Genomic DNA, 13,546 nt, shown 5'->3' on the forward strand with positions numbered 1-13,546 from the left:
GGCCCTTAGTTCCCCGGGACCGGGGAGTCGGCGATCATGACGACGACCTTGCCGATGGCGGCGCGTTGTTCGAGCGCGGCCATCGCGGCACCAGCCTCCTCCAATCGATAGGTCGACCCCACGAGAGGATGGACCTTTCCTTCTGCCGCAAGCCGTTCCACGGCGTCAGCGACGCGACGAAGCGTTCCGGGGTATTCCGCCTCCATGTTGTCCATCGTGATTCCGGTAACGGTCAGGTTGCGGTGGAGGAGGCGATTGACCTTGACCGTCGGGATCGACCCGCCGGTGAAGCCGATGACGACCAGCCGGCCGCCTTGTCTCAGGGAGCGCAGCGAGTCGGTGAAGGTGTCCCCGCCCACGGGGTCGAGCACGACGTGGACGCCGCGGCCGTCGGTGGCCTCGCGGACGCGCTCCAGCCAGCCCTCCCCCGCCCGGACGACGATCTCGGCGCCGAGCCGTCGGGCGACGGCTTCCTTCTCCTCGCTCGATACCACGGCCACCGCCCGGGCACCGAAGGAGCCCGCCAGATCGAGCGCGGCGCTCCCGACGCCACCGGCAGCGCCGTGGACGAGGACGAACTCGCCCGGTTGCACGCGCGCCCGGTCGTAGCCGTACCAGGCCGTCGAGTAGTTCATGTAGAGGGCGGCGCCGTCGGCGAACGTCATGCTGTCCGGCAGCTTGACCGTGTAGTCGGGCAGCGCCAGAGCGCGCTCGGCGAGGCCGCCGTGCCAGATGATCCCGCCGACCCGGTCACCCGGGGCGAATGACGAGCCGGCAGAAGCCTCCAACACCGTCCCCGCGATCTCGCTCCCCGCGACATAAGGAACCGGCACACCGTTCTGATAGAGCCCGCGCGTCTGGAGGGGATCGATGAAGGACAGCCCCACAGCCGCCACCTCGACCAGCAGTCGCTGCCCGTCGGCACGCGGGTGGGCGCCGTCCGGCTCGGGAATGTCGGTGAGCTCGACGTTCAGTGGCCCGGTCAAGTCCCGCACGACGATCGCGCGCATCAACCCTCCTGTGGTGGCGTGAAACCCGGCGGCAAGGTGTGAAAGTAGGCGATGAGGCCATCGGCGACACACGCCGGCTTGCCCTGGCCGTCGATCTCGAAGGTCTCGCGGACCGTGAACCGCACTCCGCCGGTGATGGGTTCGGCAGCAACCAGATCGGCGACCATGCGGATCCGGCTCCCCACCCCCACCGGGGAGAGGAAGCGCACCTTCTCGAAGCCGTAGTTGAGCCACAGGACCGGTCCGGTGATCGAGTAGATCTCGTAGAGCATCGCCGGGCCCCTGGACAGGGTGTATAGCCCGTGGGCGATGGTGTCGGGCAACCCGGCGGCCCGGGCCTTGGCCGGATCCAAGTGGATTCCCTCGAAGTCCTCGGTCGCCTCGGCGAAGCGAACGATCGTTGACTGGGGAACCTCGTGCCACGCGCTGGTGCCGAGGCGCTCGCCGACGACGGCCTGCAGGTCGTCGATCCCGTGGAAATGCCGCATACCGAGATCCAACCAGACGAGCACCACGCCCACAGCCGCCTCCTTGCGCCCCACTGGAGATGTCCACACTGCTGCGCCGCGACGCCGCAGTCCTGCCCCGCTCGGCTCTCTAGCGTTCGGTCATGGACTGGACGATTCCTGACGACATCCAGAGCTTTGTCGCCTCCCTAGACGCGTTCATCGAGGCCGAGATCACCCCACTGGAGGCCGAGCATCCGCAGTTCTTCGACCATCGCCGCGAGTGGGCGCGCACGGACTGGGAACGCGATGGCTACCCCCGCAAGGAGTGGCTCGAGCTGCTCCACGAGATGCGGCGGCGCTCGGATGCTGCCGGCTTCTTCCGCTATCCCCTTCCGGCGGCGCTCAGTGGCCAGGATGGCAGCAACCTGGCCATGGCGGTGATCCGCGAGCATCTCGTCGCGCGCGGGTCCGGACTTCACTTCCCGCACACCGACGAACACAGCGTGGTCGCCAACCTCCCCGTCGCTCTGGTGCTGCACGCCTATGGCACGTCCGAGCAGCAGGAGCGCTGGATCGAGCCGCTGATCACCGGCGCCGCCGAGATTGCGTTCGGGCTGACCGAGCCGGGACACGGCAGCGACGCGACCTTTCTCGAGACGACGGCTCGCCGTGACGGCGACGATTGGATCATCAACGGTGCCAAGCGGTTCAACAGCCTGGTCGATCAGGCCGAGGTGGATCTCGTCTTCGCCCGCACGGGTGGGCGAGACGGCAAGGCCGAGGGCATCACCGCCTTCCTCGTCCGGACCGACGCCCCCGGCTTCTCGGTGCCGTTCAACCACTGGTGCTTCAATATGCCGAGCGACCACCCCGAGGTCCATCTCGACGATGTGCGGGTGCCCGCGGAGGCCGTCGTCGGAGAAGTCGGTCGCGGGCTGGACTGTGCGCAATTGTTCATCCACGAGAACCGGATCCGGCAGGCCGCGTCGTCACTGGGGGCGGCGCAGTACTGCATCGACCGCAGCGTCGAATACGCCCAAGAGCGAGTCGTCTTCGGCAAGCCGCTGCGCGATCACCAGGGCATCCAATGGCAGCTGGTCGAGTTGCAAACGGATGCCGATTTCCTTCGCAATACGCTGCACAAGACGGCGGCGATGATGGACGCCGAGGGCAAAACCGCAGTCACCGACAAGGTGGCGATGGTCAACATGCGGGCCAATCAGCTCGCCTGCCGGGCGGCCGATCGCGCGATGCAGATCCACGGCGGCATGGGATACACCCGCGCCTACCAGTTCGAGCATCTCTATCGTCATCACCGGCGCTACCGGATCACCGAGGGGACCGACGAGGTCCAATTGCGTCGGATCGCCAGCCGGCTCTTCGACTTCGGTCGCCGACCGACCACGACCGGATAGCCTCTTTCGGGTGGACCGACGGCGCACGGAGAGCCTGCTGGCCCGTGCCCGGGAAGCCCTGGTCACGGCACGCGAGATCCTTCCGGCTGGCCTGGCCATCGATGAGCAGGCCGACGTGCCGAGCGCCGACGGGGCGCTGGCGGAGGCCGTGGCGCAGTTGCGCGAGTGGCTTGCGAAGGCACCCGACGGGAGTTCCCCCTCCGAGGTGCGGGCGGTCAGCACCCTGCTGTCGGAGCTGCATACGCTGCGCTGGGATGTTCGTGTGCACCTCGTCGAGGAGCGCGAGCGACGCTTCGCCGAGGTGCGCCGCGGCCTTCGTGAGCTGCGCACCCAGGACCGGCACGCGCTCGTCGACGGGATCTGCGAGAGCGTGTTGTCCTCTGCCGGCTTCGACCGGGTGTTGGTCTCGCGTGTGGAGAACGGCGTCTGGCGGCCCTGGCGCAGCCTCGGCCGGGGACCGCGCGATGCCGCCGAGCGACATTTCGCCGAGTGGCTGGCCCAAGCCCCGAGGCTGAGCTTGGATCCGCATACGCACGAGGGCGATCTCGTCGAGGGCCGGGAGGCGTTGATCGTCTTCCCCGGCCACGACGAGCGCCGGATGGCGCTCCCCTTCCTCCTCGCACGCCCGCAACGCGCCGGATCGTATGTCGCAGCATCGCTTTCGCCGGCAAATGGGGTCGTGGGGATGATCCACGCGGACTACGCCGACAAGGATGTCACTCCGTTGGATCGCGATGTCCTCGCCGAGTTCGCGCGCGGTTTCGACCTGCTCTATGAACGAGCGGTCCTGCTCGACCGGTTGCGCGAGCAGAAGGAACAGGTGAGCGCTGTGCTCGCGTCAGTGGATTCGGTCTTCGACGAACTCGCCGGAGCCGAGATGGCGCTCGGGTCGAGCCGGCGCAGCACCCGCGTCACCAGCGGGCGCGGACCGCGCGAACGCGAACAACAAGCCGCTCGCCGAGAACTCAGCCGCATCCTGTCGGCTCGTGAGATCGAGGTGCTCTCCCTCATGGCCACCGGCGCATCTAATGACCGAATTGCCGCCGGGCTGCACATCACGACCGACACCGTCAAGAGCCACGTCAAGAACATCCTGCGCAAGCTCGGCGCCGACAACCGCGCTCAGGCGATCGCGCATTATCTGCGCGTCGTCCTCGGGTCCGGCTGACCCCATCCGGGTGCTTCTTTACCCCGCGCAGGAGCACCCCGGGGTTGTGGGAACCCAGCCCGTGCGATAGCTTATTGGTCAGACCAAAAGGGAGATGGCACTCATGCGCGCGGCAGTGATGCACGCCTACGGTGATCCCGGCGTGCTCGTGGCCGAGGATGTTCCAGACCCCGTGCCGACAGCGGAAATGGTCCGGGTCGACCTGCACGCGAGCGCCCTGAACTGGCACGATTGCCTTGTGCGGCAAGGGCTTTATGGCTCTCCGTTGCCGCATGTGCCGGGTGCAGACGGTGCCGGAGTGCGGCACGACACCGGCGAGGAGGTCATCGTCGCCCCCTCGCTCTGGTGGGGTGATCGCCCGCAGGCCCCCGGCCCGCGCTGGGAGATCCTCGGTGATCACCGGTGGGGCACCCTGGCCGAGAGCGTGCTGGTCCCGGCCGATGTTCTTCTGCCACGTCCTTCTGGATGGTCGTGGGAGCAGGCCGCCGCGCTGCCGCTCGTCGGCATGACCGTCTACCGCGCGCTGGTCACCCGCGGCCGGCTGCGCGCCGGTGAGAACCTCCTCGTCCTCGGCGCCGGCGGCGGCGTGGCAACGATGGCCACCGAGCTTGCCGCTGCCCTTGGCGCCCAGGTCTGGGTCACCCACGGATCCCCGGAGAAGCTTGCCCACGCCGTCGCCGCGGGCGCGCGGGATGCTGGCTCCTATCGCGAGCCCGATTGGGCAGTCACCGCGCGCGCAGCATCGCCGGACGGAGCGGGTTTCGATCGCATGCTCGACTCGGTGGGCTCCTGGCCGCAGGCCCTGACCACGCTGCGACCGGGCGGGCGGCTCGTCGTGCTTGGCGCCGCGCGTTCCAACGATCAACTGCTGCAAGCCCGCCCCTTCTATTTTGGACAGTTTGACCTGCTCGGCACCGCGATGGGGACGACTGCCGAGCTGGCCGCCGTTCTCCGTCTCGTCGAGGACGGTGGGTTGGGGCCGCCGGCGATTGCCGCGGCATACGACCTCGATCGGGCGAGCGACGCCCACCGGCACCTCGAGGCTGGCCAGACGATCGGCAAGGTCGTCGTCCGGACCCGCTGAACAATCAGGAGAAGGACATTGACTGCGCTTGTCGATTATGCGATCACCGACGGCCGGATCGCGCGGATCACCCTGGACGATCCCGCCCGGCGCAATGCCCTCAGCGACGCGATGCTCGATGAGTTGCTCGCCGCCCTGGAGCGCGCCCGCGACGACGACACCGTCCGGGTCGTGGTCATCGGCACCTCGCACGACCGGGTGTTCTCGGCGGGCGGCGACCTCAAGGCGTTCGCCTCGGCCACACCCCCGATCGAGAAGTATGCCGGTCTCGACCGCTTCCCGCGGCTGTTCACCCTCCTGGGGGCCATGCACAAGCCGGTCGTGTGTGCCGCCGGTGGCGACGTCCTGGCCGGCGCCTTCGGGCTCGCGCTGGGGTGCGATCTGATCCTCGCCAAGGAATCGGTGCGCTTTGGCTGCCCCGAGATCAACGTGGGCGTCTTCCCGTTCATGATCTCGGCGCTCATTTATCGCAATGTCCCGCGGATGCGGGCCAACCAGCTGATGTTGCTCGGCGACACGATCACTGCCGCCGAGGCGGCCACCCTCGGAATCGTCAATGCGGTTGTCCCCGATGCGGACTTCGACAAGGAGGTCACCGCCTGGGCGACCCGGCTGGCGGACAAGTCTCCGCTGCTGATGCGGCTCGGCAAGGACGCGCTCGACGCCACCCGCGACATGACCCTGCCGCAGGCCCTGACCGCCCTGCAGGCTCAACTCGGCCTGGCTTTCACCACCGAGGACATCGGCGAGGGCGTCGCGGCCTTCCTCGACAAGCGCCCGCCGCAGTGGAAGCGGCGCTAGGGCCGGGGCGGCGGCATACCCACCCGATTGCCCTTTTGGTCCGACCATAATATCCTTTGGGTCAGCGCGGAGAGACCCGTGCCAGATGCAGCGGAGGTCGATGATGGGGTTCGCCACGGTCGCTGACCGGTATTCGCCGGACGACATCGCCCGCTTCTACGAGAGCGGCCAGTGGAAGCCGGACACCCTCTTCGAGATGCTGCAGGCCCAGGTCGCCGCCCAGCCCGATCGCGTGTTCATCACCGACGACCACCAGGCGCTGACCTTCACCGAAATGCGTGATCAGGCGATCGCCTTCGCCGCCGGCCTCCACGCCCGCGGGATCGCCGCCGGCGACCGGGTGGCTGTGCAGATGCCGAACTGGGTCGAGTTCGGCGCCATCGCCGCCGGGCTGTCGCGTCTCGGCGCAATCATGGTGCCGATCATGCCGATCTATCGGCGCGATGAGGTCTCCTTCATCGGGGCCAACGCCGACATCAAGGCCGCCGTCATCGCGCCGGAGTTCCGCAAGTTCGACTACGCACAAATGTATGCCGAGTTGCACGGCGAGATCCCCAGCCGGCGCGACATCATCCTGCTGCGCACCGAGCCGGGCGCGCATGATGGCTCGTTCACCCGCTATGACGATGTGCTCGCCGATGGCGCCGGGGCAAGCGCCGACGATCTCGGGCCGGGGGTCGGACCCGACGACCCCATCGTCATCGTCTTCAGCAGCGGCACAACCGCTCGGCCGAAGGGCTGCCTGCACACCTTCAACACCCTCGCCTGCGGGTCACGAATGCTCGCCAAGGGCTGGGACTACTCCCCCCAGGACGTGCAATTCGGCCCGTCACCGGTCACCCACATGACCGGGTTGGTCACCTCGATCATCCTGCCGATGATGCACGGCGCCCCGACCCACATCATGGAGCAGTGGATCCCCGAACTGGCGGTCGGGCAGATCAAGGACCACAGCTGTTCGGTCGCGGTCACCGCCACCACCTTCCTGCAGACCCTCCTGGACGCCTACGACCCGGACGTTCACGACCTGAGCAGCCTGCGGGTGTGGACCTGCGCCGGATCACCCATCCCGGCGGCGATCGTCGAGCGCGCCAAGCAGGCGCTGCCCCAGCTGACCGTCCTTAGCCTGTATGGCCGCACCGAGAACGTCACGACGACGATGTGCACCGTGCGCGACCCCTACGAGCGGTCGCTCACCTCCGATGGAGCGCCGCTGCCGCTGCAGTCGGTCAAGATCGTTGACGACGATGGCGTCGAGGTGCCGCGCGGGGAGGAGGGCGACATCGCCTATCGCGGCGCGATGCACATGCTCGAATACATCCACAACCCGCAGGAGACGGCCAAGCTGTTCACCAGCGAGGGATACTCCCGCTCGGGCGATCTCGGCCGGATGGACGAGAACGGTTTTGTGCGCGTCACCGGGCGCACCAAGGACATCGTCATCCGCGGCGGAATGAACATCAGTGTCCGCCAGGTCGAGGATCTGCTATCTCACCATCCCGCGATCCGCGACGCCGCCGCCGTCGCCATGCCCGACGAGCGCCTCGGCGAGAAGGTCTGCCTGTATGCCGTGCCCGCACCCGGGCACGAGGACGTCACGCTGGCCGAGATCAGCGACTACCTGCTGGGTCACGCGGTGGCCATCCAGAAGGTTCCGGAGCGTCTGGAACTGATCGGCGCGTTGCCGATGACGGCCAGCGGCAAGGTGCAAAAGCACGTACTACGATCGATGATCGCCGACAAGCTCGCCCAGGAGGCGGCCGCGCGCTGACGCCGTCAGCCGGGAGTTGGGGCCAGCGCTCGCGCCGACTCGGCATGCGCGCCGATCTCGGCGACCAACCGCTGCACCGCCGCGATCTCGGCAAGGAAATCGGCGCGGCGCTCGGCCAGCCCGTCCGGGTCGGCGTCGGTCACGATCAGCCCGCGGTGCGCGGCAAGCCGGATGCCCGAGGCGAACACCTCGCCCGAGATCGACTCGGCGCTCGCGACCCGCCGCTGCATGACCCACTGGTGGCCGAGCTTGAGGCATTCGGCGACGAAGGCCTGGCCCCCGTCCACCGTCCGCCCGCCCTCGTGGGCCAGCTGGGTCGCGACGATCCAGTAGCCCTCGATGAACGGCCGCAACACCAGGTGAGCCACAAGCGGTCGGGCCGCGTCGAGGAAGCCGCGGGCGTGCGCGGGCGTCAACTCGTCGACCGGCACCCCAGTGGGGTCGATAAGGCCCAACTCGTGCTGCAACTCGATCGCGAAGTCGGGGCGCGAGGAGAAGAAGAAGTCGAACTTGAGTAGCTCGCGCAGCGCCAGGGCGAACGACCAGCCGCGATCGGTGCTGATCTGGGAGTCCTCGGCCTGGGCGAAGTCGCTCAGCACGATCTCGGTGATCGCCCGGTTGACGAGGACATGCACGGCCGTGTTGCGATAGATCGCCGCGGTCAGCTCCTCCCCCGGGACGATGCCCCAGACCGTGGTCGAGCCGGTGTAGCTCTCCAACACACCGGTGTCGACGAGGTCGCGCAGCGCGTGGCGCAAGGTTGCGCGGTCGTGCAGGTTGGCGCCGCCCGCCGTCTTCCAGTTGCGCTGACGCAGATACTCGGCCATCGGGTGGACGGTCTCGACGATCTCATCCAAGGTGAGCGCCCGGTCGGCACCGAGGAGCGCGATGCAGACGATGGCGGTGGGGGTCACCGGGGTGGCCATGTTGATCCGGTGGCACATCTCGACCGCCACCCGCTCGACGACCGTTCGCGAGGCGTCATCCTCGGCGCGCAACTCATCGAGGCGGGCGCGCAATGGCAGTGGCTCACCGAAGTCGAGATAGACCCGGCCGAGCCGACGGGCCAGGCCGCGCAGGTAGCCGACGAACCACGAGACGTTTTCCGGAGTCTTTCCCTGACCGCGCGCCTCGGCAGTCATCAGCGCCACCTCGCGTTTAGGCAGTTGGTCATAGACGATCGAGACAGGCACGAGATAGACCTCATCGCTGCGGACCCGGTCGACGCCGTCGACGACATAGCGAAGCAGGCCGAAACGCGGCGGACGCAACTTGCCCGTCCGGGACCGCCCCCCCTCGATCGACCAGATCAAGTTGGCGTGGTGACTGACGAGCTGCCCCATAAACGAGCGCAGCGCGAACTTATAGATCGGCAGGTCACCGGTGGCCCGGCGGATGTGGACGATGCCGGTGCGGCGGGCGATCGTCCCCAGCGGGAAGAAGTCGAGGTTGGCCCCGGCCAACCCGAACGGCGGTTGCAGGCCGAAGCGCATCACGGTCGGCGGCACGATCCACTCATCCAGGTAGGACTTGTGCGAGATGAGGAAGACCAGCGAATGGTCTCGGTCGAGGTTGCGCAGGTGCGCCAGGCTGTCCTCGTCGACGATCAGGTCGAAGCCGCGCAGCATCCACTTGCCGAGCCGGTCCCAGTAGGCCGTGATCGTCTGGTCGTGGGTCGAGGACATCCCCCGCAGGTCGGCGCTGGCCTCCTCGTAGACCTCGGCATACGGCCGATCGAGCTGCTGCGCCAGGCCCCGCACGCCCTCCTGGAAGCGCGGGGAATCGCGCAGGTCGGTGATGAGCGGGGAATCCGGGACCGGTTCGTTGCGGGCCCGGAAACCCTCGAACGCCGTTGCGGCGCGGGTTAGTCCGGCCCGGGCCAGGCGGGTAGGTCCGCGACGTGGTCGGCTGCTCATCGGCTACTCCGGGTGGATTCGTCGGGCCGCGTGATGGCCGCCCAGTCGGACAGGGTGTCGACATAGAGTTTGTGGACGCGCTCCACGGTGTCATCAAGGTCGGTCTTGGTCCAGCCGGTCGTCGGAATCGGCTCGTGCACGTGCACATCGACGACGCCGGAATGGGCGACGGTGGCCCCGCGCCACATCAGCTGACCGGCGTTGCGGATGACGATCGGGACGATCGGCACGCCCGCCTGCCACGCCAGGTGAAAAGCCCCCTTCTTGAACGGGCCGACCTGAGGGGTGTAGGAGCGCGTCCCCTCGGGCGAGATGACGATTGAGATGCCATCGCGCAGCCGATCCACCGCCTCGCACATGGCGTCCATGGCCTGGACGGTGTTGCCCCGGTCGACGTAGGCGAAGTCGAGCCAGGTCGTCACCCGACCGAAGACGGGGATGTCCTTGACTTCCTTCTTCGCAACTGCCGTCACGCCATTGCGCAGAACCTGCGTCACGACCACGAGGTCGATGAGCGCGCTTTGATGGTTGATCAGGAAGACGGCCGGCCGGTCAGACCAGACGTTCTCTTGACCGGTGACGTTGACCTGCACATCCCCCAGCGGGCCGGAAAGAACGCCGAAGACCTCCAAGGCAAAATCCTTGCCGCGGCGCCCATCGCCGGTCAACGCGCTGACGCCCAGACCCGCGACCACGGAACCTACGAGAGTGCCGTACATCGCCGTCGTTCGCAGCGCTGGCAGAGGGTCTAGCCGACCCGGCCGGCCGGAAAGGGTCAACACGCTCCAGCCTCGCTTGGCGGCTTCGGCCGCCAGCAACGGCTGCGGATTGACCGCCACTGGGTGCCCAACCGTGTTCAGATAGGCGATGTCCTCATCGCCATTGCCGTAGGCGAAGGACGCCTGCCGATTGAGTCGCTTCCGCTTGGCGAACGCGGTGACCGCCGCGCGCTTGCCCTCGCCCCAGGGCGGGCGGCCGGCGACCCGTCCGGTCAGCAGGTGCTGCTCGACCTCGAGTTCGGTGCACAGAATGTGCTCGATCCCCAGTTCATTGGCCAGTGGCGCCACCTGGAGCCGAGTCGCCGACGTGGCCAAGACGACGGTATGCCCCATCCGCTGATGTGCCTTGACGAGGCGGAAGGTCTCGTGGACGAGCATCCCGGCGATCTCGGTGTTCCAGAGGTTCTCGCCGATCTCCAGGATGTCGCTCTCCGCCCGCCCGGCCCAGCCGGCGATCCCGAGTTCGACCAGCTCGCGGAACTCGTCCTCGGTCATCGGCTCGCCTCGACGCGCGTGCCGCACACCGTGGACGATCTCCATCGGATTGATCTGCAGGCTTTTGGCCCGGTGACGATAGAGGGCAACCGAGGAGTAGCCGTCGATCAGCGTGCCGTCGAAGTCGAAGAAGGCTCCGATCCGGGCTCCGCGAGGTCCGGAGCGGATCTGCTCGATCACGTCCTCGACATCCATGCGACCCCTTGGCAAGCTGCATCGACCGGGCTATAGAATTGGTCTTACCATACAGCCAATAATGGATCGAGGCCACCGGTGACGAACGCGGAGAGCTGGGGCGGACCCGCTCGGCTGAGCGGGTGGGACGCCGTCATGTGGCGGGCGGAGGCCGATCCACGAACCCGCTCCGGTGGGGTTCTCCTGGAGATTCTGGACTCCGAACCCGAGTGGGACCGGTTCTATGCCGGCCACGAGCGGGCGGTCGCCGCCATTCCGCGCCTGCGCGAGCGCATCGTCGAACCCCTGCTCCCGCTCACCGAGCCGGCCTGGTCAATCGACCCGCACTTCACCCTCGAGCTGCACGTTCACCGGACGCGGCTGCACGACCCCGGAACCGAGCGACAGCTGATGGAGTGCGTCGAGTCCATCTTCCACCGGCCGCTCGATCGCGCCCGGCCGCCGTGGGAGGCGACGTTGATCAGCGGCCTCGAGGGCGGCCGAGCGGCATACCTGCTGAAGTTCCATCACAGCATGAGCGACGGCCTGGGGCTGGTGCAGCTGCTCGGCCACGCCCATTCGCCGACCAGTCGCCCCAGTCCGATCCGGCATACGGTCGCGCCTGTTGCTCGCCGCAGTTACACGCCGGTCAGCCTGCTCACCGAGCGCGCCCGCGAGGTGGTCGAGCAGGCCCCCCGGAGAGGGTTGCACCTGGCCCGGTCGGGACTGGATCTGACGAGTTCGCTGGTCACCTCACCAGTGGACACGCTCACCCGGCCGATCCGGTATGCCGCCAGCGCCCGCAGGGTGCTCTCGCCCCGGCGTGTTCCGCGCTCGCCGCTCCTCGATGATGCCGGCCTCGGGGCGCGCTTTCTCCGCCTCGATGTTCCCTTGGACGACCTGCGTGCCGGAGGTCGCGCGGCCGGGTGCTCTCTCAACGACGCCTTTGTCGCCGCGATGCTCGGCGGCCTGCGGCGCTATCACGAGGCCAACGACGTGATGGTCGAGGAGATCCCCATCGGCATGCCGATCAGCCTGCGCCAAGAGAACGATCCCGGCGGGGGAAACCGATTCACCGGCGCACTCTTCAATGCCCCTCTCGCCGAAGAAGATCCAGTCCGGCGTATGCACCTCGTCCGCGAGCAGGTGACGACCGCACGCACAGAACCGGCGATCGGCATTCTCGCCGAGATCTCCCCGGTCATCTCCAAACTCCCATCGGCGCTGATCAGCGAGATCTCCGCGACGGCGACAACTTCGTCGGACATGCAGGTCTCGAACATCCGCGGGATCGGCCAGCCGTGCTACATCGCCGGCAGCGAGATCCTCGGCATGTATCCCCTCGGCCCCCGGCCCGGGGTCGCCGTGATGGCGGCCATGATCACGTACAACGGCACCTGCTGTGTTGCCTTGAACGTCAATCCCCACGTCTTTGCCGACGTCGAGCAGCTGCAGCGCTGCCTGCGGGACGGCTTCGAGGAAGTCGTTGCCCTCGGCCGGCAACCCAAGCCCGCCGAGAGCGCCACGTGACCCCCCAGGCGACCGCTTCCGTCGATACCGAGATCCGGGCGCACGAGGCGGAGTGCTATGCCCACTTTGACGCCCGCCGGATTGAGGATGAGGTCGTCGTTCGTTCTCCGGTGGGCCGTCATCTGGTCCGACTGCAGGTCTTCGGCGACGAACACCGCAACCTGCCGCCCATCTTGTTGCTGCACGGCATCGGCTCCATGCAGGTGTTGGCAGCGCCGCTGCTGCCCTACCTGCGCGAGCGCCGGGTGATCGCCGTTGATTGGCCCGGGCACGGATTATCCGCACCGTGCATGCTTCCCAATGGCACCGACCTGCGCCGCTTCGCGGTCAGCGTGATGGACTCGCTGATGGACGAGTTGGGGATCCACCGCGTCGATCTGGTCGGCCACTCCCTTGGCGCCCAGTTCAGCGTCTACGCGGCCTTGGATCTGGCGGCTCAGGTGCGGCGGGTGGTCCTGCTGGGTGCCCCCGGGGCGGCGTTCGACGGGGCCAAGCCGGCCCATCTGATGAAGATCCTCGCCTTGCCCAAGGTCGGGGCCAGGGTGCTGGCTACCCACCTCACCGACGGCGCGTTCGTGCGAACCAACGAGGCGTTCGTCCTCGGGCCGGGAGCCTTCCGCGACGTGCCGCGCGCGATGATCACCGCGGGACGGCTGATGGCTTCGCGGCCCGGGAACCCAGAAAGCATCGCGAGCTACTTCCGCAATCTGATCCGGGGCAACCGGCTTCGCGCCGGGGTTGCCGTCTCGACCGACGAACTGGCCAGAATGAGTCAACCGACCATGCTCGCCTGGGGCGACGACGACGCCTTCCATACCGCGGCGGCCGCCGCCGCGTCCATCGTCGCGATCCGCGACTGTCGCTTGTTGCGGTTCCCAAACGCGGGTCACGCCCCCTGGCTGCACAACCCCAGGGCGGTCGGACTGGCCGTGGCCGAACACATCGCGCCCTGAC

At 67.9% G+C, this 13,546-nt stretch carries 11 protein-coding genes; 7 read left to right on the forward strand and 4 right to left on the reverse strand.

Annotated elements, in window-relative coordinates; translation table 11 throughout:
- Nucleotides 1–5: 5 nt before the first annotated feature.
- Nucleotides 6–1,010, reverse strand: coding sequence for an NADPH:quinone oxidoreductase family protein (locus V9G19_RS20680; RefSeq protein ID WP_462287295.1), 1,005 nt, complete (start codon nt 1,008–1,010; stop codon nt 6–8).
- Nucleotides 1,010–1,531 carry a MaoC family dehydratase gene (locus V9G19_RS20685; protein ID WP_462287296.1) on the reverse strand — a complete coding sequence of 174 codons (522 nt, stop codon included), beginning with the start codon at nt 1,529–1,531 and terminating at the stop codon, nt 1,010–1,012. Before V9G19_RS20685 ends, V9G19_RS20680 begins: the two co-directional genes overlap by 1 nt.
- A gap of 89 nt (nt 1,532–1,620) precedes the next feature.
- On the opposite strand from V9G19_RS20685, the gene V9G19_RS20690 reads away from it, so the two are divergent.
- The 5 genes from V9G19_RS20690 to V9G19_RS20710 all read left to right on the forward strand — a co-directional run bounded on the left by V9G19_RS20690 (nt 1,621) and on the right by V9G19_RS20710 (nt 7,698).
- Nucleotides 1,621–2,874, forward strand: coding sequence for an acyl-CoA dehydrogenase family protein (locus V9G19_RS20690; protein WP_462287297.1), 1,254 nt, complete (start codon nt 1,621–1,623; stop codon nt 2,872–2,874).
- 10 nt (nt 2,875–2,884) lie between these two features.
- Nucleotides 2,885–4,042, forward strand: a complete 1,158-nt coding sequence (locus V9G19_RS20695; RefSeq protein ID WP_462287298.1) for a helix-turn-helix transcriptional regulator — start codon at nt 2,885–2,887, stop codon at nt 4,040–4,042.
- Nucleotides 4,043–4,145: 103 nt separating this feature from the next.
- A complete protein-coding gene (locus tag V9G19_RS20700) occupies nt 4,146–5,126 on the forward strand; it encodes a quinone oxidoreductase family protein (RefSeq protein WP_462287299.1) in 981 nt (326 codons plus the stop codon).
- A gap of 18 nt (nt 5,127–5,144) precedes the next feature.
- Nucleotides 5,145–5,927 carry an enoyl-CoA hydratase/isomerase family protein gene (locus V9G19_RS20705; RefSeq protein WP_462287300.1) on the forward strand — a complete coding sequence of 261 codons (783 nt, stop codon included), beginning with the start codon at nt 5,145–5,147 and terminating at the stop codon, nt 5,925–5,927.
- Nucleotides 5,928–6,030: 103 nt separating this feature from the next.
- Nucleotides 6,031–7,698 carry an AMP-binding protein gene (locus V9G19_RS20710; RefSeq protein ID WP_462287301.1) on the forward strand — a complete coding sequence of 556 codons (1,668 nt, stop codon included), beginning with the start codon at nt 6,031–6,033 and terminating at the stop codon, nt 7,696–7,698.
- A 5-nt stretch (nt 7,699–7,703) separates the two neighbouring features.
- On the opposite strand, the gene V9G19_RS20715 is transcribed toward V9G19_RS20710, so the two are convergent.
- Nucleotides 7,704–9,614, reverse strand: a complete 1,911-nt coding sequence (locus V9G19_RS20715) for a 1-acyl-sn-glycerol-3-phosphate acyltransferase (protein WP_462287302.1) — start codon at nt 9,612–9,614, stop codon at nt 7,704–7,706.
- Nucleotides 9,611–11,083: an HAD-IB family hydrolase gene (locus V9G19_RS20720; protein ID WP_462287303.1), complete on the reverse strand. Its 1,473-nt coding sequence runs from the start codon at nt 11,081–11,083 to the stop codon at nt 9,611–9,613. Before V9G19_RS20720 ends, V9G19_RS20715 begins: the two co-directional genes overlap by 4 nt.
- A gap of 78 nt (nt 11,084–11,161) precedes the next feature.
- Between V9G19_RS20720 and V9G19_RS20725 the strand changes: the two genes are divergently transcribed.
- The gene (locus V9G19_RS20725) at nt 11,162–12,592 is read left to right on the forward strand and encodes a wax ester/triacylglycerol synthase domain-containing protein (protein ID WP_462287304.1); all 1,431 of its coding nucleotides are present in this window, start codon (nt 11,162–11,164) and stop codon (nt 12,590–12,592) included.
- Nucleotides 12,589–13,545 carry an alpha/beta fold hydrolase gene (locus V9G19_RS20730; RefSeq protein ID WP_462287305.1) on the forward strand — a complete coding sequence of 319 codons (957 nt, stop codon included), beginning with the start codon at nt 12,589–12,591 and terminating at the stop codon, nt 13,543–13,545. The genes V9G19_RS20725 and V9G19_RS20730 overlap by 4 nt, the downstream gene beginning before the upstream one ends.
- Nucleotide 13,546: the final 1 nt, after the last annotated feature.

This window comes from Nostocoides sp., from assembly GCF_037045025.1.
Taxonomy (GTDB): Bacteria; Actinomycetota; Actinomycetes; order Actinomycetales; family Dermatophilaceae; genus Nostocoides_A.

What these genes read in the sequence shown, in the direction of transcription:
- V9G19_RS20715 (WP_462287302.1), bottom strand. Translation starts at nt 9,614, where the DNA reads ATGAGCAGCCGACCACGTCGCGGACCTACCCGCCTGGCCCGGGCCGGA.
- V9G19_RS20710 (WP_462287301.1), top strand. Translation starts at nt 6,031, where the DNA reads ATGGGGTTCGCCACGGTCGCTGACCGGTATTCGCCGGACGACATCGCC.
- V9G19_RS20720 (WP_462287303.1), bottom strand. Translation starts at nt 11,083, where the DNA reads ATGGATGTCGAGGACGTGATCGAGCAGATCCGCTCCGGACCTCGCGGA.
- V9G19_RS20690 (WP_462287297.1), top strand. Translation starts at nt 1,621, where the DNA reads ATGGACTGGACGATTCCTGACGACATCCAGAGCTTTGTCGCCTCCCTA.
- V9G19_RS20680 (WP_462287295.1), bottom strand. Translation starts at nt 1,010, where the DNA reads ATGCGCGCGATCGTCGTGCGGGACTTGACCGGGCCACTGAACGTCGAG.
- V9G19_RS20700 (WP_462287299.1), top strand. Translation starts at nt 4,146, where the DNA reads ATGCGCGCGGCAGTGATGCACGCCTACGGTGATCCCGGCGTGCTCGTG.